Below are 21,798 nucleotides of genomic sequence, written 5' to 3'. Positions count from 1 at the left end.
AGCCATATTTCAGGACTAAACATTTGAAAATGAACAAACTTCAAATCAAAATACAGGAGAACAAAGACGATGGATTGAATCATTCAGTCGCAAAAATTATGATTGATGGAATTGATTTGATTGAATTATTATCTGAATTTGAAACACCTCTAGCAAAAAAAGAAGGTAGTCCAAATATTGCTGGCCAATATGAAGGACTTAATCCCACAACTCTCTATAAAAACTTACTAAACCTGGAAGACAGCTCTAACTCTGAAGACAATAAATCGGACATTCTAGATTGTGAATGTGGAGTTTGGGGTTGTTGGTCTTTTATGACCAAAGTTGAAGTCGTTAACGCAAAAATTATTTGGACTGATTTTGAGCAACTTCATAGAGGAAAGGAAAGTCATAATTATTGGGATTATTCTCAATTTGGACCATTTGTGTTTGATAAAGTTGAATATTATTCTGAATTGGAAAAAATAAAAAACTAAGCACAACAATGCCTATAGCAAATAGGGCAAAAGAGCTAAATTTAATGGCTTGGGCGTGTTTGCTAAGTCCGCCAAATCTTTTGGATTTGGCAATTAAAAAAGAAAAAATAATTACAAAACAAAAAGCTCTGGCTCGCAGACCAGACGGAAACGAAAAGTTTCCTTGCCTGCCCTACTTGCCATAGCCGAACCGTTAACTGCAAGTTTGACCAAAACCTATGAATAAAATTCCAGATGAATTAAAAGACTTTTACGACTCAATTGAAAATTTGAATTCATTGAGTATATGGAACATTCATCGAGAACTGAAAGTAACAGCTAAAATCGAAGGAGATTGGGAAAAGAAAATTATTGTTGAAAGAAAATCACTAAACTACAACCTAAATAAAGGCGAGTTAGTTACAAATGTTCAAGTCACAGATTCACAAGGTCAAATAGCAACAATTGGTTTAGAAAAGGAGGACATAGAATATCTTAAACAGCGATTAGAATTTACGCAAAATACTTGGCTAAAATCAAGATATTCTCATTTGCTCTGGCAAGAAATTAAGCATCATAAATATGCTGAAATAGCTATTGATAATTATGTAGCCACTATCAATAGAATTAAATCGGAGGAAGCTCGCGAGTTGCCTATAATTCTATCTGCAATTTTACATATATCAAAGAAAACAAAGAAGAAAATAGAAGATGCCAAAGAAGTCGCAATTACACTTATTAATGACTTACCAAATTGATTTAAACCAATTATTTTAAATTCTATTCTAGAAAATAATATTCTTACTAAAAAGGAACTAAATGATATTGCTTTAAAATTACCAAGTTGGATTGAAGAAAAAAATCCTGTATCATATTTTTCAAATAAGCAAAAATTAGAAACTGGTATACAACTTTATAATTTACTAGAACTTCCGTTAAATGAACTATATGAGTTATTAGCCAAAAACGAAGACTTGATTTTAGAACAGCATCAAGAGGATACAGACTTTGTCAAGTATACTACAATTGGAACAAAGGCAAAATATTTAAGACTTGCAGGTAAGTTAGAAGAAGCAGAAGAAAATCTTAAAGAATATAATCGCCTTAAGCAAACGGTAAAACTCGGAAAAGTAAGTTGGCAACTTGGAGAAAAGGAAACAGAGATGTTTAATAGTTATCTCAATATGAAATCAAAAGTCATATTGGATATGCCAACAGAGGGAATACTTGCTTTCTTCTCAATTAACGAAGACATTCTAGTTGACCCAATTGAAAATCAAGAAAATGCCAAGAAAAGTATTAAAAACTCAATTCATAATTTATTTAACACAAGCGTTTTTGACATAAACAGTAACTTCAAGAATTTAAAGGATTCAGAAAAAATTGATAAAGAAATCATTCAGAGTTATACGATTTCCCACGGAGTAAAATGTTTCAGTCTTTTCCTAAAAGTCTTTGTAGACGGTATTTTAACAGGTAAACTCAATTATTATAAAATCTATGACTTTTTTGAATCTCAAACTTGGTACGGTACTAAATTCAAAAGAGGAATGACCGATAATGAAATTGACCAAAATTCGAACTGGTTAACAATGCTAGCACCTGGAATCCATAATCTTTTTGCTCAATTTGAACTCTCGGTTTTAATGAATACTAATAAAATCAACAACTTCATTTTAGCAATGGATTCTTTGACTTTAAAATTCGAAGGTGCATTAAGAGACTTTATCAGATTGTCTGGAGGTAATACATCTACCTCTAAAAATGGAGAGTTAAAAGAACAATTACTTGAGGAATTATTAGAAAACCAAACAACAAAAAAATACTTTACAGAAAAGGACATTGAATTGTTTAAATATACATTCACTAGAAAAGGAAAAAATTTGAGGAACAATATTGCTCATTCATTTTTAGAATTTTCTGATTATAATTTACAGGCTGTGACATTAGTTTTTTTCTGTATTTTAAGACTTGGAAAATATACGTTTAACGAAAAAACAAGCAGCTAACAATGGCTATAAGTAATTGCTTGTTCTCGTTTACTTCTATAAATCCTCGCGGATTCTTCATTCGGTTTTTATTTGCTAAATTAGTAACTTAAACACGCCACTAATCATACACGAGACCGTTTCCAATCATTGTGGTGAAAAGCAGTATGAATCAATTAAATCGGAATTGACAAATTTTACAGGTTAAAGCACTGACTGAATTTACTCGAACTCTGAAAAGTTGAAAATGAAAAAAACTGAGTAAAGCTATAATAATAATAATAATAATCTATTGCTTCCATAACCACTGCCATATCGGGTAATTCTTTTAGAAACTTAACGCATCCAGATACATCAATTTTGTACTAATTATGCCCCGAAAGGTTATCAAATACATCTTTGCTGGTGTCTACTCCAAAAGTTTCTTTATAATTATTCTTATGAAATGACTTATGAAATTTTATGAAATAATTTAAATTCGATATCAAATGAATACCTGTCAATGCATACTCCAATAACAAGATAAAATTAAAAATATACATTTATAATATGACCATGCGTTCTTCATAATGCCCCCTAAGCTATACTAATTTCTAAACCAATCTTCAATAATTTTTTTCTCTATATTATGGCTGGCTTTATGAATAAATTCATTTTTAGGAGGATTATATTTATAATCATTGGTCCAAATTAAAAACTTATCAGCCACCTCTTTTATTGCCTCACAAATAAATTCAATTTCAGCATTAGTCATAGTGGGATGAGTAGATATACGTACCCAACCTGGTCGTTCTATTAAGCAACCTTCCTTAATTTTTAACGCAATGGACTTTGATGTGGATTGATTGACATTTAATAAATATTGTCCATAAGTTCCTGCGCAAGAACACCCTCCTCTTGATTGAACACCAAACTTATCGTTCAAGAGTTTTACTATTAAATTGTAATGAGCGTTTTCAATATAAAAAGAAAAAACACCCAACCGGTCTGTATTTTGAGGTGCTAGAATATGTAAATTTTTAATTTTTAATAACCTTTTGAATATGATGGCATTTAATTCGCGCTCCCTATTTAAAATATTCTGAGTTCCCATTTCCTCTTTCAACTGTATAGACCGTGCTATTCTAATGGCTTGTAAAAAGCCAGGTGTCCCTCCGTCTTCGCGAGATTCAATATCATCTATAAAATCATGATCACCCCAAGGGTTGGTGTAACTAACAGTACCACCTCCTGGATTATCAGGAACTAAGTTTTTATAGAGTTTTTTATTAAAAATTAAAACCCCTGTCGTTCCTGGTCCCCCTAAAAATTTATGAGGAGAAAATGTGATGGCATCTAAATATTCATCTGCACCCTGAGGATGCATATCAATTTTAACATAAGGAGCAGAACACGCAAAGTCGACAAAACACAGACCGTTATTTTTATGCATTATTTTTGCAATAGCATGATAAGGTGTAATAATACCTGTTACATTCGAACAGCCTGTAATTGCCGCTATTTTTATTGGCGTTTCTCTGTATTCTTTCAACAATTTTTCAAGACTTTCTAAACAAGGCAGACCATCTGTATTTGAAGGGATAACTTTTACTAAAGCTATGGTTTCTAACCAAGAGGTTTGATTAGAATGATGCTCCATATGTGACACAAAAATTATTGGTTTTTTATCTTGAGGAATATCAATATGTGCTTTTAGGTTTTCACTAATTTTGATTCCTAAAATGCGTTGAAACTTATTGATAGCCCCTGTCATTCCAGTACCTTCTGTGAGTAACACATCATCACTAGATGCATTTACATGATTTTTTATTACAGACCTTGATTCAAAATAAGCATGTGTCATTACACTGCCCGTTATAGATGTTTCTGTATGCGTATTTGCTACAAATGGACCAATAGTATTTAAAATTTGTTCTTCAATAGGTTTGTATAATCTTCCGCTTGCAGTCCAATCGGCATAAATGATCTTTTTTTCTCCGTAAGGAGAGACAAAAATTTGATCTAAACCAACTACATTTTTTCTAAATTTTGAAAAATACTGTTCTAAATTGGATTCTGTTACCGAAGTTTTATTTGAATTAAAAATATCCTTTAAGAAATTTATAATACTCATTATTTTTAAATTTAAAATATTACATCATTAATCATAAATGATAATTTGAAACACTTTTCCTTTTATTATTTCAAATATGATATTTTCCTAAAATTCAATCGATAAAATTTCATTTTTTCAGCAAAAACATATCCTTAAATCAACTTTTATTAAAGAAGATAAACACAAGGCTTTAAAAACTAAAGTCTCCAGTAAAGCTCACCATAAATGATAATTTTTAAACGCTCTCGTTAAGGTATTTATTAAGTTGACTTACCGGTATAACTATTTTTAATAGAAGCTGTAAATCCCCTTTTTCTTTCGTCCCTTCTCCGGTATAATTAGCACGCGTAGCACTTACCACTCCAACAACTTCACCCGAGTCATTAACTACTGGTCCTCCGCTAGCACCTAAACCAAATTCTGCTGTAATGGTCATTTTAGGTTGTGCCTTTTTAGAGTCTACGTATTTTCGAGAAATAATCCCCTTAGTCATAAAGAAGGTATTTCTAAAAGGATGCCCCATCATATATACATCTTCTCCAACAAGTTCTGTTTCTGCTAATGGTAAGGCATTTAATTTCTTCCCTTTTGTATCAATTTTAAGAATCGCTAAATCGTTAGCTTTACTGGCAGACAACACTTCAGTTACTACATAAACAGTACCTTCGTGATCTACTGCAAAAAGACCATCATACTCAATGGTATCTCTAGGTGAAATCACATGGTAGTTAGTTACTATAACACCATCTTCGTGAATTATAAAGCCTGAAGCAGCGCTTAAATGGACATTCGGACATTTATCACATAAGTACGAAGATCCAATATATAACGTACTTTTTTGCAAGTGGTGATACATTTGATTCCCTGTTTTTTTATCTGAATTCATATGTGCAATCTCAACTCCTGAATTAACTTCAAAGTTTTTCGTTCTGTCTTCCTTAAGTTTTGTAAATGGCGTATGCAAATTGGCCGCTACTAATTTGTTAACCTCTATACTGGCAGCGTTGACAAACTCTGAACCATTTTCGGCTCCTTCATCTATTATTTCGACTGTGGTATCGCTAACTTCCGAAACATTCTTAGTTGATTTACAACTGCTACATACTAATATTAAAGATAGATATAGAATATAATTGATTTTCATACTTTTTGTTTATTTGATTTGTTTATAAAGTCTAAATTGATACTGATTTATATTTTGAAATTGGAAACTCCTGCGTTTAACCACGTATGATACGCCTCTACATCAGGAATATAGCCTACAGGCTCGACTAGTTTCTCTTCGTTATGATCGATGATAACATAAAATGGTTGCGAATTTGATTTGTATTTAATGGTTTGCATCTCACTCCATTTTTGTCCGATGTACTTTAACTTTTTTCCTGGTTTTAACTGAGAGTCTACAATCTCATCAGCCTCAAGTTTTCGTTTATCATCGACATATAACGAGATTAAAACCACATCGTTTTTTAATAGATTTAAAATCTCTGGCGCAGGCCATACATTCTGTTCCATTTTTCTACAATTTACACACGCCCAACCTGTAAAATCTAGCATCACAGGTTTACCTACTTTTTTAGCGTAAGCTAAACCTGTGTCGTAATCGTTGAACGCCATGATATCGTGTGGCGCTAATAAATGTGCCCCTTCAGGTAAATCGCCATGAGCAGATGCGCTACCACCTGATCCTAATTTTGAGAAACCTACACCATAAGGCGATTCGCTATAGTCTTGTGGTGGCGGAAATGCACTAATAATATTTAGAGGTGCCCCCCAAAGGCCTGGAATCATATAAATAGTGAAGGTTAACACGATAAGTCCTAAACTTAATCGGCCCACCGAAATATGCGTTAATGGGGAATCGTGTGGTAATTGAATCTTTCCGAATAAGTAAAACGCTAGGGTTCCAAAAATGGCAATCCAAATCGCGATGAAAACTTCACGTTCTAAAATGTGAAGCTGTAAAACTAAATCGGCTTGACTTAAAAATTTAAATGCTAAGGCCAATTCTAAAAATCCTAAAACCACTTTCACGGTGTTTAACCAACCTCCTGATTTTGGTAATGAATTTAACCAACCTGGAAAGGCTGCAAATAATGCAAACGGTAATGCAATGGCTAATGAAAATCCAAACATTCCAATTATTGGCGCGACTCCTCCTTTTGATGCCGCTTCCACTAATAAAGTTCCCACAATTGGACCTGTACATGAAAAGGATACAATAGCCAAGGCTAAGGCCATAAAAAAGATACCGACAAGTCCGCCACGATCTGCTTGAGAATCGACTTTATTTGCCCAAGAATTTGGTAACATGATCTCGAAAGCACCTAAAAAAGACACCGCAAAAACGACTAAAAGCACAAAGAAAATAATGTTAAACCACACATTAGTGGCTAGTGCATTTAAAGCATCGGCTCCAAAAATTCCAGTTACAGCAATCCCCAAGAGTAAATAAATAACGATAATACAAATACCATAAATAATGGCATTCTTAATTCCAGCGGCTTTGTTTTTACTTTGTTTAGTAAAGAAACTCACCGTCATTGGAATCATCGGGAATACGCATGGTGTTAATAAGGCTGCAAACCCTGATAAAAAGGCAATAAAAAAGATTGACCAAAGTCCTTTATTAGAGGCTGAATCATCTGTGATTTTAGTAGTGTTATCTGTAGCGACTTCTGGTGTTACAGCTTTAGTCGTTTCTGTAGCTAAAGCTGTTTTTCCGTTAAGCTGAAATTCTAAATCTATTTCTGTTGGTGGTAAACAACGGGTATCGTCGCAGACCATAAACTCTACAAATCCGTTTATTGTAGATGTTGCTTTTGTGACTTTTATGTTTTGGATAAATTTTGCCTCACCATCAAAATATTTTATTTCCATTTCGAAAACAGGATCTTGAACTGTATGTCCTTCACCTTCTACAGTATTACCGTTTAAAGTAAAATTTTCTTCCGAATTATCGTAGATAAAGGTCGTCGCTATCGGGCCACCTTCGGGTACGACTTGCGAATATAAATGCCAACCCGCATCGATATTTGCTGTAGCAATCAAGTTATATTGTGTATCTGATATTTTCTCTACAGAAGTGGTCCATTTTACAGGATCTAGGACTTGGCTATTTACAAAATTAAATGTTAGTAAAGCGAGTACTAATAGTATGTTTTTCATTTTAAATATTTTAAAATGGATTGTTATATAAACAATCCTTTATACTCTTACATTTTAAGTGACTAATTCAAATACTTAGTTAGTTGATATCGAATACAAGTTCTTTCTCTGTTGGAGGCAAACACCTACTATCATCACAAACCATAAACTCGACAATGGCTTCTATTTTGAAAGGAACTTCTCCTTTTAATTTTATACGTTGCCTAAATTCTGCTTTATTTTCAAAATATTTAATTTCCATTTCGAATACAGGATCTTGGATAACGTGTCCTTTACCTTCTAAGGTGTTTCCTTTTTTTAGGTAATTACCATTCCCTGCATACACAAAACTTGTAGGTATTGGACCATCTTCAGGAACCCTTTGTGAATACAAGTGCCATTCTTTCTCTATGTCTGCAATAGCAATTAATTCATATTCCGTTTCAGAAATTTTATTTACTGATGTACTCCATTTAACAGGATCTAATATTTGAGCTTGAGACATACCTCCTATTAAAAAGGCAAAGACTAAAATTATCATTTTCATAAGTATAGTTTTATTGCTTTGGTTTAAACACAACTTGATACGATTTTCCTTCATTTAAGACTTCACGCGCCATATCTTGAATGTTTTTAATAGACATCTTGTTTACGATATCTTCAAAATTCTTAGGGTCGTTTAGATTTAAATCATAGCGATAGAAACTAGTTAACAATCGCATATCGTAACTATTTTTATCCTTAGACTGTAAACGTTCCTTTAAGAAATTGGTTCGTGTTTTATTTAAATCGTCTTCTCTTACGTTTCCATCAGCTATATTTTGTAATTCTGCAGTCACGATATCCACTAATTTATCGGCCAATTCAGGGTTACAATCAAATCTAAATGACACGTTTAATTGCGATTTTGGCTCTCTAGACAAACTTGCATTTGCTCTTGGGCTGTATGCGCCTCCTTCAGATTCTCTTACACTTTCTGTAACACGTAATTGAAGAATATCGCCAAGCGCATTGGTATAAATTGCATGCGCTGTTGAATACGGCATTTCTTTTTTATAAGCGATATTTACGGTCGCCTTTGGGTCTTCCATAACCAAATAAATGTCTTCTTTAATATGGTCTGATTTCCATTCAGGGCCATTATCTATATAGGCTTCTATGGTATTATATGTTGGAATACTCGCAATATATTTTTCTAACAGCGGTAGTAATTGTTCTGCTTTTAAATCGCCCACAATAAAAAACTCAAAGTCTGAAGCGTCATGAAAACGTGCGTCGTAAATCGATTTTATCTTTTCGAATTTAATGTCGGAAACATAGTCTTCTGTAAAAAGACGCGCTTTAGGATTGTTTTCACCATAAACCGTTACAGTTAAACTGTCTTTCATTTTATCTGCTACGCTGTTCGATTTTCTAATAAGATAATTATCTAAACCACTTTTTAGAACGGTAAAAGCAGACGCTTCGAAACGTGGATTCACAAAATTTAAGTACACCATTTGTAACATGGTTTCTACGTCTTTGGTATTAGATCCACCAGAAATACTTTCATTAATAGCTCCTAAACCAATAGATACATTTGCTGTTTTTCCTGCTAATACTTTTCTTAAGTCTGTAGCATTAAAATCGCCTAATCCTGATTTCTGAGCTAAACTCGATACAAAATTTGCAGAAGGTAAATCTTCTGTATTCAATAAAGACGTTCCACCGTAGCTATAGGCGTTTAAAGCGACTTTATCTTTCTCTTTATCGACAAATTTATGATGTACCTTAATGCCATTGCTTAAAACATAGGTTGTAGCATTTAGTTCGTTATTAATGGTCGTTTCTACAATTTCACCAGGCACAAAGTTAATCCCCGAAACTAAGGTTTTTCCTGCCATGGCTTCCTGATACGGTTGAAGTGTTTTATCATTTTCAACAGTACTCATAATATCTAAGGCTTCTGCTTTGGTTAAGTTTGCTTGCCCTTCTACACCTGTAACATTTAAATATCTATTGTCTTTAGCATACATTGCTTTAAGGGTAGTATGCAGGTCTTCTGTTGTTATGGTCTTAAAGATTTGTTGCACCACTTCGTATTCTTTCTCTAAATCTGAAATGGTTTCATTTTCAAGATAATTTTTCTTAATACTACTTATAATACTTTTGTGACTGATACTTGCTTTCTTAGCTATTCTGTTTTCGTAAGATGTGTTGTATTTCACAATACTTCTATCCAATTCTGATTGCGTAAACCCAAACTTTACACCTTGCTCGACAGCTGTTAACACCTCTTGAAAAGCTTCTTTTTGCATATTAGGTTTTGGTGAAATTCCGATACTAAAAGCATTAGATGTTCTAGACATACTCCCATAACTCATACCTGCTCCTAAAAATGAAGCCTCTGGTTTTTGAGCCAATTCAGAAATTCTAGCATTTAACATCCCTGTCGCCATAGATTGAAGAGTTGAACGTTTTAAATCGGCCACAGTTTCTGTCTCTATTGATTTTTTATGACGTATTCCGAAGGTAATATTTGCTGTGGATATCTCTGGGTCCATCCCTAAGCTATACATCATTTCTTTATTATCTGGAATATCGACTATAAAGCGTGCTCTAGGATTGTCGACAGCTGGAATTGTAGAAAATTTTTCAATGATTTTTTGCTCTATAACCTTTGCATCAAAATCACCAATTACGGCAATAGCCTGCAAGTCTGTTCTATACCAATCGTGATAAAAATCGCGAAGGGCTTTATAATCAAAACTCTCCACTACAGACATTTGTCCGATAGGTAATCTATCTGCATATTTAGAATGATTGTAAGTGATAGGCAGAGATTTAGCAAACAAACGCATGCGTCCGTTTTGCCTGGTTCGCCATTCTTCTTTAATCACGCCGCGTTCAGCATCTATTTCGTCATCGGTTAACAATAAATAATTAGACCAATCACTTAACACCGTTAAGCAGGTATCTACCAAAGCCTCTTTGGTTGGAATGTTATTCATATTATAGACCGTTTCGTCGAAAGACGTATATGCGTTTATATCTTTTCCGAAAACGGCACCATGGCCTTGCAGTGTATTTAGCATGCTTTTTCCTGGGAAATTTTGCGTCCCATTAAAGGCCATGTGTTCTAAAAAATGCGCCAAACCTTGCTGGTCGTCGTTTTCTAAAACAGACCCTACATTTTGAATAATGTAATAACTCGCCGCATCTTTAACAACGTCTGTGCTTTTTATATAGTAAGTTAATCCGTTAGGCAACACACCTTTTATTACGCTCTGGTCTGTAGCTATAGGTTGTTTTAAATCTATATTCTGACCCATCGCAAAATAACTCAGTGATAGCAATGTTAAAAATGAAAAAAAATGTTTCATGTATTGTATTTTTAAAAATTAAGGAGAAAATTATTTTTGAAAAGCAATGATAGATTTTAAACTAATTTAAAAGGGTTATCTTTTCAAATAACCCTTTAAACCTTTCCTAGACATTGACTATGACTAATTCAATTGTTTTTAAGAAAACAAAATTGCTAGGAAAGGTTTAGTTTTAATATGCTTTAAGGTGTATTAATAATTATTACACAGCTTAGAGTTAAATACCCTGCTCATTAAATAATGAGAGTAATTTAGGGTCTGATGGTCTTGGCGCATTGGCATTAACAATGTTTCCTGAAGGATCTAATAAAATGAATTTAGGAATACCATTAATAACATAATCTTTAATAAACTTCGACTGAAAATCGTTGTCTGCAAACAATTGCACACCTCCAAGTTCTTTATCATTAATCATCTTCTTCCATTTCTCGAAGTCTTTTTGTTTATCTACAGAAATACTTACAAACTCAATGTTTTTATCGTGGTATTGCTGTTCTGTTTCTTTTAGAGCTGGAATTTCACGAATACAAGGTCCGCACCAAGTTGCCCAAACATCGATATAAACATACTTGCCTTTTAAATCGTCTAAAGAAGTTGTTCCTCCAGCATAGTTTACATAATTATCGAATTTAGGAGAGGGATTTCCATCTTGAACCTTTTTTAAATTTTCATAAAAGCCTTTAAGTGTTTCATTCTGCTCTTCGTCTGTAGAAGCAGCCATAAAAAGTTTGTAATATTCATCAAGATGTTTTGTTCTAGTTATTCCTGCTACGGTAGATCCTAACAAATCGTTTTTTATGGTCTGATTTTTAGCTGTAGAGAAGGCTTGTAAATCGGCAATATCTTTAGAAATGTTTTCAGTAGTTTTAATTTCAGCCGCTTTACTTCTATAATGCTTACCCACTAATGATTTATAAGCTCTTGAGTCGATATAATCTTCTTCGCTATTATAATCGATAAGGTCTAAATCTGATAAGAAATCTGGAGACACCTTAAAATCTTTTTTCTTAGCATAGCGTGCGTGAGCGTATTCATAATTACCTAATTTATTAAGATAAGTGTATTTAATATCTTTTTGCTGCGCTAACCTAAACGGTTCAGAAAGACCTTCGGTATTATTCAAGAGTTCGTTAAGAGAAGTAACTATTGTAGTGGTTTTGTCTTTAAAAGCATCTTCTTCTAAAATATAGATGTTTTCTGTCCCTTCTAGTTCTTTTGTTTTTTTACTTCTAGCTCTAAGGAAATTATTCTCTTCAGCACCGGTACCAGTAATAACAACTGTACTATCTAAAGCTTTTGAGTCTGCATTAAGTATTAAATTGTAACCATTTTCTAAATGAATATTGGTACGCATTTTATTATAAATTAATTGATACAACCCTTTATCTCCTCTAATGGTATCATTAAAAGTTCCATCGCTAGAAACCTGTAACGTATCTAAAAATGCACGATCATTAAAACTTATTAAAATTATTTTTTCATCAGTATTATTTAAAAACTGTCCTGATACAAGGGCGTAATCAGCCGGAGCATTTTTTTTACATGAGAAAGCTAGAATAGCCATTCCCATTAAAAATAAGTGTTTTTTCATACGATATGTTTTTATATTTAAAGGCATACTTAAATACCCAATTCATTAAATAAGGTTATTAATTCGTCATTTGATGGCCTAGGTGCATTCCATGACACAATATTGCCATTTGGGTCTATTAAAATAAACCTTGGTATACTATTAATTTTATAGGCTACAATAAAGTCGGTACTCCAATCTTTATCTGCTAGTAACTGAACACCGCCTAATGCTTTATCAGCTATCATTTTACTCCATGCTTCGCGCTTATCTTGTGTGTCAATAGAAATACTTATAAATTCTATATTCTTGTTATGATATTGTTTTTCAATTTTCTTAAGCGCTGGTACTTCTGCAATACACGGTCCACACCAAGTTGCCCACACATCCATATACACATACTTTCCTTTAAAATCGTTTAAAGAATTTGTACCTCCTGCATTATTAACATAATCTGTAAAAACTGGAGAAGGCTCTCCTTTAGACAATTTTTTTAATGCTGTATATTTTTCTGTAAAACTTTTATTATTCGCTTCTGATGTAGACGCTGCTATGAATGTATTATAATACGTATCTATATTATCTGTATAAGCTATATCGTACTTTGCTGCCGAGTTTAATAGATTATTTTTTATATAATCGTTAGGGATTTCTCCAAAGACTTTAAGTTTTGCTAAGTATTTATCGATACCTTCATGTTCTGCAAACTCGTTTGCTTTACGCACAAAATACTCTTTAACTAAATCGTCGTAAGAACCTCTGCGTTTAAAAGCTTGTTCGTTTAAAAAATCGACCGACTCAAATTGCTTCATAAAATTATCTGAAACTTTAAAATCTGGTTGATTGGTATATCTTCGATGTAAACTTTCGTATTTTATAAGTGCTAAATAATGAGAATAATATAATTCCTTACGTTCAACTTCTTCGAACTCTTTAGGCAGTCCTTTAAAGCTTTCTAAGTATTTGGTATTAGCTTCAAATATTGTTTGTTGTTTGTCACTAAAATCAGTTTCATTTAATGAATTATATTCAGCATAAACACCTCTTAGGTTATTGTTATGTTCATATTCTGTTAATAGATAATTAGAGGCATCAGGATTGGTACCTGTTATCTTAGCTGTTGTTTTAAATTTATTTATAGTTGCCGTTAAATTATATGTACCTCCAGTTTCTAAATAAAGATATGCCGAGTTTCTACCATCGGTAAAGGTGTAGCGTCCGGTTCCAGAAAACATGGTATCACAAGTAAAGGAGCCATCTTCTGCTAATGCAATAGGCATTCGTAAACCTTGTCCTGAAAGTCTAAATTTTTCTGATGTGGTATTGGAAATAGTCCCTCTAAGTAAAATATAATCTTTACTAGGAGTTGTTTTGCACGATGCTAAACTTAGCATTGAAAGCAATAAGATAAGGATTCTGTTCATGATACTTTTTAAATTAATAATGTGTTAATTAAATTCCTAATTCTTTAAAAAGTTCGATTAATTTTGAGTCCGATGGTCGAGACGCATTAGCACTTACAATGTTTCCTGATGGATCAATTAAAATAAAACGAGGGATTCCGTTAATCTCGTAAGCAGCTACAAAATCGCTTTTCCAGTTTTTATCTGCAAGTAATTGCACTCCAGAAAGCGCTTTATCTGTAACCATTTTTTTCCAAGCATCGTATTTGTTTTCTACATCAATAGAGATACTTACAAATTCTATGTTTTTATTATGATATTGCTTTTCAACTTTTTTAAGAGCAGGCACTTCCGCTAAACACGGACCACACCAAGTTGCCCAAACATCTATGTATACATATTTACCTTTAAAATCGCTTAAAGAAGTTGTTCCACCTGCATAATTTTCGTATGCTGTGAAGACTGGAGATGGTTGACCTTTAGAAAGCTTTTTTAGATTTTCGTATTTTTCTGTAATACTTTCATCATTACTTTTAGACGTGGACACAGATATATATGTGTTATAATATTCGTCTAGATTGTTGGTATAGGTTATTCCACTAGAAGCAGCCGACATTAATAAATCATTTTTTATATAGTCGTTAGGAATTGCTCCATATACGTTAAGTTTAGCTAAATGTTGGTCGACCCCTTCATTTTTAATTAATTCATCTGCCTTTCTGTTAAAATGCTCTTTTACTAATTTATTGTATGACGATCTAAGTTTATAAGCATCTTCATTAAGGTAATCTATACCTTCTAGTTCTTTAAGAAAATCGGGCGAAACTTTAAAATCGGGTTGCTTTATGTATCTTTGGTGTAAACTTTCGTATTTAATTAAAGTTAATAAGTGGTAGTAATTTAACTCTTCACGTTCAGCTTCTAAAAATTCTTTCGGGACATTAGGAAAACTATCTAGATAATTAAGAAGTTGCTCTTTAACAGCTGTTTCTTTAGCAATAAAATCGGATTCGTTTAATGAATTAAATTCGGCATAATCGCCTCTAACTTTAATGATGTTATCAATTTTAGTCATTAAATAATTTGAAGCATCAGGATCTGTCCCTGTTAATTTCACTGTGTTTCTAAAATCTTTACCATCTGCTGTTAAGTTATATTCACCGCCATTGGTTAAATACAAATCTGCTCGCGTTCTAGGATTAAAAAAGATGTATTTCCCTGTTCCGGTCTTAATTGTATCTAAAAAGGTGCCATCTTCTGCTATTTCAATCGTGGTTGAACCGCCCTTACCACCTAGCCTAAATTCTTTTGATGGCGGATTAGAAATGGTTCCAGAAAGCAAGATATAATCTTTGGTTTCTTTTTTTTCTTCGCAAGACGTTAAAAACAAGGTCGATAGAAGTATAATAACAATTTTTTTCATGTATAAAGTTTTAGTTCAGGTAGTATACAAGTATCCTTTATCAAGATGATTTACAATCATTTGACAGATGTGATACACTACATAAAAGTTTTAATAAATTAAAGTGGACTTAAAAAAAAACGGGAAAACGAGTTCCCGTTTTTCTTAAGTAAATAACTATATGTATTTTATTGAAGTCGGATACCATCTAAACAAAAAGTAGGTGCATACACCATACTACCGTCTGGGTTAACATAAGAAGAAGACATCTTGAATAACACTTTATCAACTGCGCCGAATGATGATAAATCGACTCTTCTCCAATCGGTTACTGTATATGTGTAAGCCGGATTTGCTGGATCTACACCTTCTAATAAAGCTAAATAAACATCTGTAGTACCAACACTCGTACCGTTAAGAAAACCTTCAATGGTAAGGGTTATATCTCCAATATTTATTTGATCATATGCTTCGTTATAAGCAGCTTGATATACATCGCCATAAGCAACATCGTACGCCGCTTGATACGCAGCATCATAAGCCGCTTGCTGTTCTTCTTCTGTGCTACTTGGATTATCGGCAACATATTGATCACGTGCGGCCTCTCCGGCAGCTTCTCCAGCCGCGATTCCAACACTTTCTCCTCCAATTGCCTGACCAGCTTCTTCGCCTGCGACTTCTCCGGCAGCCATTTTTTGAAGCGTTTGATGTGCACTTAATCTCACTGTATTAAGAGTACCATCTACTCCTGGAAGTGTAAAGACTCCTTTCACAGAATCGTCTGTATTTGCTATATTGGGGTTAGCTACTACATCTCCATTTATATCATACATTTGCGTTTCAGCGTCAATATCGCCAGAATAAATAGATCCGTAAAGACTTAAAAGGGCATTATATGATGTATTTGCTACTAGTACATGCTCTATAACATTTGGAGTAGGCAATGTAAAATAGGCGTCATCATTATTTGTATTTCCTACTAAAAAATTTTCTGTTCTATTTACTTCGTCGGTATAAACACTATAAAAAGTTGAATCTATAGAAGTTTGTACCTCTGCTGGGCTAAGCTCGCTAGCAGGTGCAAATGTAGGTGATAAGCTCCAAGGATAAGAACGAGAATTTTTATTAGATAAAGCAAATCCGCTATAGGTACCATCTGCATTCTTAGATACATTTACAGTAATTTCACCCGAAACATAACCTTCTGCTTGAAAAGGTGCATCAGGAATAAGAAAAGAAAACCTATCTAAAGTTAATTCGTTAAATGTAACATCATTGCCGTACTCTATTTCATCTATATACCTTTCGGCACAGGAATTAAACACAATTAAGCCAATAATAGCAGCTGTGATACTTATATATTTTTTGGTAAATTTCATATTTTATAAATTAAATTATTCTAAATCTGGGTTCTGAATGATCTCTCTGTTTACAAGCATTTCTACATCTGGAATAGGATAACAAATTTTATTAAACTCGATAGAGAATCCTTTAAGTCCTTCCATCCATAATACGCCATCTGCATTTTTCATTCGTAATGAAGCAAAAAAGGCACTACCATTTTCTAAGAATGTTTCTAAACTATATTCTTTAAATATAAGATCCATCAATTCTTGTTCTGAAGTTGGATTAAGAGTTTCTAATACAGGATTTGTTCTAAGAGAACGCATAGTGTTTATTGGTTCAATAGCCTCTGCAACAGATGCACCTGTTCTTGCTAATAACTCAGACTTCATTATATATAACTCTGAGTATCTAAAAAAATATGTGTTATATTTATTGTCTTGAGGTTCTGCATTAAGCCCCCAATACTGTCCCAGTCTACATACTTTTTTCCAAGCATAATACTTAAACGTACTTGTTGCATTATATGGCCATGGCATTAAACCAGTAGCTATTGGCCAACGACCATCAGCTTTAAACCAATCATCGGCATCATTAACTAACCCTGCCGTAATTTGTGATTCAGTAGTCCAATCCCAAACCAGTGTACCTCTAGTGATTAATGTTGAAAAATAGTACGACGATGCATTCCATATATCTGCATTACCATTTTGTTCTAAATATCCAGAAAACAAGTTTTCTTCAGAATCCCACGAATCTTCATAAACCTGTGCTAAATCTGATTGCATAGAAAATCCTGGTATATTTGAATTTAAAATTTCGTCTACTATAGCAAGTGCTTCCTCTAATTCTGGTTTGTTTCTTCCATCATTAAAACCATATCTATACAGTAAAATTTTAGCTTTAAAAATTTTAGCAAATTCTTTAGAAACATATCGATTCCCTCTTTCTTTAAAATCAGGTAAGTTTTCAATAGCAAAATCGATATCCGCCATTATTCTCTCATAAGAATCTCCTACACTAAGTCTACCGACTTGAAGATTGTCTACTGTAGCTAAATCATCTCGGTATAATATTCCATAAGGACTCTCGTCATTAGATTCCCACCAATGTCCGTATTTCCAAAACACATATGTGCAGGCAAAAGCTTTTAAAAATCTAGCTTCTGCAAGTAGTTCGGATTTCCTATCATCGGAAATTACATCTGAACCTAATTTATTAATACCATTTATAGCATAATTGGCCGCATTTATAGTTTCGTAATATCCTAACCAGAAATACTGTTGTGAAGGGCTATTGTTGGTTTGTGTGGTTGTCATATTATAATCAGAAGTCGAGAATCTAGCCAAACCACTTCTAGATGCTAAAGCATAAACCAATCCTCCAGAATAATTATTCCCTTGTACAATGTAAGGATATATCCCGTGAACAGCATCTTCAGCTTTACCTTCGTTTGTTATTCCATTAACTTCATTTAACTCGTAACTTGGGGTTATGTCCAATTCATCTGAGCAAGAACTGACCCCGAAAAATAGAGTTTGTAATAATAAAATATAAATTAATTTTTTCATAAAATATGTATATTAGAATTTAACTATTAATCCAAGACTGTAAACCGAAGCATCAGGGTAAGTACTACTGTCTTCTGCTGATGCCGTACCTACTGAAGATAGTATTGAACCTCCATCTGGACGGAAACCTGGATAATCTGTAATTGTAAATAAATTTGAAGCTCTAAAATTTAAAGTAAGTGACTTTAATACCGTATTTCTGAATATCTCACGCGGTAGATTATAGCTCATAGCCAATGCATTTAAACGAAGATAAGATGCATCGTGTAAAAAGAAATCTGAGAATTGCCCATTCCCTCCAATAGAAGTTCCTAAAACTCTAGGAAAAGAGGCCTCTTCTGGACTTAATACTACAGAACTTTCTCCTGCAAGATTTACACTACTGTTATAATCTCTCATACCATATCTAACCCAATCTCTAGCTGCCGTCCAATGTCTTAAATGACCATAGGCGTAGCTAAAATTAGCCGATATATTAAAGTTTTTATGTGTGTAATTTAAACCAAAACCACCATAACCATCAGGTATTGATGACCCTAAACTAACACGATCATCATCTGCAGTTATTATTCCATCTCCATTTTGGTCTACATAAATCATATCTCCTTTACCTTCTGTTTCACTAACATAAGGTTCTTGATTACCGTATTCGTCTAAGCTATTTCTAAATGAATAAGAGTCTTCTGCTGTAGCGTAAAATCTACCAGCTGTTTGGTAACCGTACCAATCACCAATTTCGTCTCCAACATTTAATATCATACGTGTATCGTAGCTATAAAAAATAAGTTGGTCTAAATTTCCTGTAATTTTTTCAACAGTAGATTTATTGGTAGCCCAGTTAAAGTTAAAAGTTAATCGATCATTTTTTGTACGAAAAATATCAGCTCTTAAGCTTACCTCTACACCATTAGCCTTCATTGCCGCTATATTTGCAGATGTATATCGCTCTGAAGAACTCCAAGGAATATCATTATCGTAAATTAATTTATCACTGTGTTTTTTATAAATTCCTACCGAACCAGAAACACGATCGTTAAGTATAGAAAAATCTAAACCAAGGTCAAACATAGTGGTTTCTTCCCATTGTAAGTGTGGATTTCCTAAAGAGCTCGGACTAATTGCTGGACTGTCATTATAAGTTTCAGCCTGAATTCCTGTAGCCCAATCTGAATAACCAAGACCACCTGTAGATCCTGTAATACCAATAGATGTTCTTAACTTTAAATAAGAAAGGTATTTTTTCATGTTATTAGAATTCATGAAATTTTCTTCAGAAACTATCCAAGCTAAAGCTCCAGAAGGAAAGGTACCCCATTGTCTATCTGAACCAAAACGAGAAGATCCATCTCTACGTATTGTTCCTGATATTATATAGCGGTCATCGTATTTATAATGCACACGAGCAAACTGACCAATTAACGCAGATTCACCTTTACTTTCACTTACAATTGGAACTGATGCATGAGATCCAAAATTATTAAGAAGATCATCATCAGCAAAATCTTCAGCATATATTGAATAACTACTTGTACTATATTTTTCTAAACTGTAACCTAATAAAGCTGTAATATCATGTTTATCGCCTATAAGCTTTGCAAAAGTTAGGGTATTGTCAAATAAATCACGATTTCGTTTTGAAGACCTCCAACGTCTTTCACTTAATTCTGTTTGGTAGGTACCTGCGTAATTAAACGATAAATATTCAGAATCAGCATACGCATTAGTAAAAGATGATCTCCATCTTAAACCTTTTATAACTTCATACTCTAAATATGCTGTTGTATTAAGAGAATTAGTCTTTGAAGAGTTTTCATTTAAAATAGCTGTAAACGGGTTTTCAACATAATAGCTGTAATATAAAGACCCATCTTCATTATATGGTTTTAAATCTGGACGTATTCTATTCACTACAGTTAGTAATCCGTCTTTATTACTAGCATCTCTAGTAGAACCTCTTAAATTTATTCCAAAGGTTAACCTATCACTTAATCTAGTATCTAGCCTTACGCTTCCGTTATACCCGTTATTATATCCAGATTTTACAACCCCATCATTCTCTATAATACCTAAAGCCACATAAAAAGTAGTTAATTCAGAACCACCACTTACAGATAAATCATGCTTTACATTAAAAGGATTCTGTGAAACTTCTTCTTGCCAGTCTGTATCACCACCATAAAAAGCTGTTGGAAGAAGTGTTAAATCCGAAGCATCGTACTCACTGGTATTTAAATTAAAAAATGCCTGTTCGTCAAAAAATTGATCTGAATCACCTGTCCAGCCATTAGTTATAATTTGCTCTCTATAGGCAGCTTCCATAAAGCTTTCGTATTGTGGGCCATCAAAATATTCGAATGCATTATAATCGGTAATACTTTGAGATATATTTGTAGAGAATTGAAATACGGGTTTTGTATTTCGCTTTCCTTTTTTAGAAGTTATAATAATAACACCATGAGCAGCTCTTGACCCATAAACTGCTGTTGCAGAAGCATCCTTTAAAATATCGATACTTTCAATTTCCTCTAAGTTTAAGTCTGCTAATGGAGTTACAGGGTCGTAATTAGGTCTATTTACGGTTGATTCCTGAGGAACACCATCGATAACCCATAACGGTTGATTGTCTCCATCTAGTGAAGACATTCCACGAATTACAACACTAACTGGAGAAGTAGGTGAAGCCGATTGAATTTGTACATTTACACCGGAAGCTTTACCCTGAATTAAAGATTCTACAGTTGTGGCCATTGGAGCATTCTCAATATCTTCAGATTGAATTCTAGCTATAACACCAGTTGCATCTCTTACAGTTGATGTACCATACCCAATAACAACAACTTCGTCTAAACCAGAAAGCTCAGGTTTCATTTTTACTGTTATAGAGGTTTTGGTACCAACATTAACCTCTTGTTTTTCATACCCTATAAAAGTGAATACTAATATTGGGGTTTCGGTATTACCTGTCAAATTGATTTTGAAATTACCATCAAAATCTGTAGTTGTACCTTTACGTGTGCCTTTTAATAATATCGTTACTCCAGGTAGAGGAACTCCATTTTCATCGACGACAACACCATTAATAATACTTTGTACTTCATCATCATTATCTACTTTAGCACCCAGGTCGTCCTTAGAAATCTTACTCTTAATAATGATTGTGTTTTCTTGTGCGAATTCATAACTAAAGCTTCCATTAGAAAGCGTTTTTTCTAAAAGCACTTGAGCTTTAACTGTACCTTTTTTTAAGGTTACTTTTGGATAATTTTCGAACAAATCTGCTCTGTAAATAAAGGTGTAATCTGTCTGATTTTTAATCAGTTCAAAAACTTCGTCGACCGAAACAACCCGACTGGATTCAATTTCAATTTTGGCACCTTGCGAAAATCCATTCTTGGGAGTTAAACTAAAGAGCGACATCGAAAAGAAAAAAATAAATGTTTTCATGATGAGCGTCAAAAACC

At 33.4% G+C, this 21,798-nt stretch carries 14 protein-coding genes; 3 read left to right on the top strand and 11 right to left on the bottom strand.

Annotated features, from left to right (window positions below; all coding sequences use genetic code 11):
* Positions 1 to 29: 29 nt before the first annotated feature.
* From ACKC83_RS12220 to ACKC83_RS12210, 3 genes are all read left to right on the top strand, one after another.
* On the top strand, positions 30 to 476 hold the full coding sequence (locus tag ACKC83_RS12220; protein ID WP_434035701.1) for a hypothetical protein: 447 nt from the start codon (positions 30 to 32) through the stop codon (positions 474 to 476).
* A 218-nt stretch (positions 477 to 694) separates the two neighbouring features.
* Positions 695 to 1,213, top strand: coding sequence for a DUF7380 domain-containing protein (locus ACKC83_RS12215; protein ID WP_434035700.1), 519 nt, complete (start codon positions 695 to 697; stop codon positions 1,211 to 1,213).
* A 216-nt stretch (positions 1,214 to 1,429) separates the two neighbouring features.
* Positions 1,430 to 2,464 carry a DUF4209 domain-containing protein gene (locus ACKC83_RS12210; protein ID WP_434035699.1) on the top strand — a complete coding sequence of 345 codons (1,035 nt, stop codon included), beginning with the start codon at positions 1,430 to 1,432 and terminating at the stop codon, positions 2,462 to 2,464.
* 565 nt (positions 2,465 to 3,029) lie between these two features.
* On the opposite strand, the gene ACKC83_RS12205 is transcribed toward ACKC83_RS12210, so the two are convergent.
* The 11 genes from ACKC83_RS12205 to ACKC83_RS12155 form a co-directional block, all read right to left on the bottom strand.
* The gene (locus ACKC83_RS12205) at positions 3,030 to 4,556 is read right to left on the bottom strand and encodes an aminotransferase class V-fold PLP-dependent enzyme (protein WP_434035698.1); all 1,527 of its coding nucleotides are present in this window, start codon (positions 4,554 to 4,556) and stop codon (positions 3,030 to 3,032) included.
* A gap of 217 nt (positions 4,557 to 4,773) precedes the next feature.
* Positions 4,774 to 5,682 (bottom strand): S1 family peptidase, encoded by a 909-nt coding sequence (locus tag ACKC83_RS12200; RefSeq protein WP_434035697.1) that lies wholly within the window; start codon positions 5,680 to 5,682, stop codon positions 4,774 to 4,776.
* 47 nt (positions 5,683 to 5,729) lie between these two features.
* On the bottom strand, positions 5,730 to 7,706 hold the full coding sequence (locus ACKC83_RS12195) for a cytochrome c biogenesis protein CcdA (RefSeq protein ID WP_434035696.1): 1,977 nt from the start codon (positions 7,704 to 7,706) through the stop codon (positions 5,730 to 5,732).
* A gap of 79 nt (positions 7,707 to 7,785) precedes the next feature.
* Positions 7,786 to 8,232 (bottom strand): protein-disulfide reductase DsbD domain-containing protein, encoded by a 447-nt coding sequence (locus tag ACKC83_RS12190; protein WP_434035695.1) that lies wholly within the window; start codon positions 8,230 to 8,232, stop codon positions 7,786 to 7,788.
* A gap of 10 nt (positions 8,233 to 8,242) precedes the next feature.
* Positions 8,243 to 11,047 carry a M16 family metallopeptidase gene (locus ACKC83_RS12185; protein WP_434035694.1) on the bottom strand — a complete coding sequence of 935 codons (2,805 nt, stop codon included), beginning with the start codon at positions 11,045 to 11,047 and terminating at the stop codon, positions 8,243 to 8,245.
* A 217-nt stretch (positions 11,048 to 11,264) separates the two neighbouring features.
* Complete coding sequence (locus ACKC83_RS12180) at positions 11,265 to 12,638, bottom strand: TlpA family protein disulfide reductase (RefSeq protein WP_434035693.1); 1,374 nt, start codon at positions 12,636 to 12,638, stop codon at positions 11,265 to 11,267.
* 29 nt (positions 12,639 to 12,667) lie between these two features.
* Entirely contained in the window at positions 12,668 to 14,041 is a 1,374-nt protein-coding gene (locus ACKC83_RS12175) for a TlpA family protein disulfide reductase (RefSeq protein ID WP_434035692.1), read from the bottom strand.
* Between the two features lie 28 nt (positions 14,042 to 14,069).
* Positions 14,070 to 15,443: a TlpA family protein disulfide reductase gene (locus ACKC83_RS12170; RefSeq protein WP_434035691.1), complete on the bottom strand. Its 1,374-nt coding sequence runs from the start codon at positions 15,441 to 15,443 to the stop codon at positions 14,070 to 14,072.
* Positions 15,444 to 15,610: 167 nt separating this feature from the next.
* Positions 15,611 to 16,801, bottom strand: coding sequence for a DUF4465 domain-containing protein (locus ACKC83_RS12165; RefSeq protein WP_414036827.1), 1,191 nt, complete (start codon positions 16,799 to 16,801; stop codon positions 15,611 to 15,613).
* 15 nt (positions 16,802 to 16,816) lie between these two features.
* Positions 16,817 to 18,337: a RagB/SusD family nutrient uptake outer membrane protein gene (locus tag ACKC83_RS12160; RefSeq protein WP_414036828.1), complete on the bottom strand. Its 1,521-nt coding sequence runs from the start codon at positions 18,335 to 18,337 to the stop codon at positions 16,817 to 16,819.
* Between the two features lie 12 nt (positions 18,338 to 18,349).
* A complete protein-coding gene (locus ACKC83_RS12155) occupies positions 18,350 to 21,781 on the bottom strand; it encodes a SusC/RagA family TonB-linked outer membrane protein (RefSeq protein WP_434035690.1) in 3,432 nt (1,143 codons plus the stop codon).
* Positions 21,782 to 21,798: the final 17 nt, after the last annotated feature.

The sequence above is a fragment of the Formosa bonchosmolovskayae genome, assembly GCF_051016085.1.
GTDB lineage: Bacteria > Bacteroidota > Bacteroidia > Flavobacteriales > Flavobacteriaceae > Formosa.
Note: the sequence above shows the minus strand (reverse complement) of the source record. Positions and strands in the feature narration are given on the sequence as shown.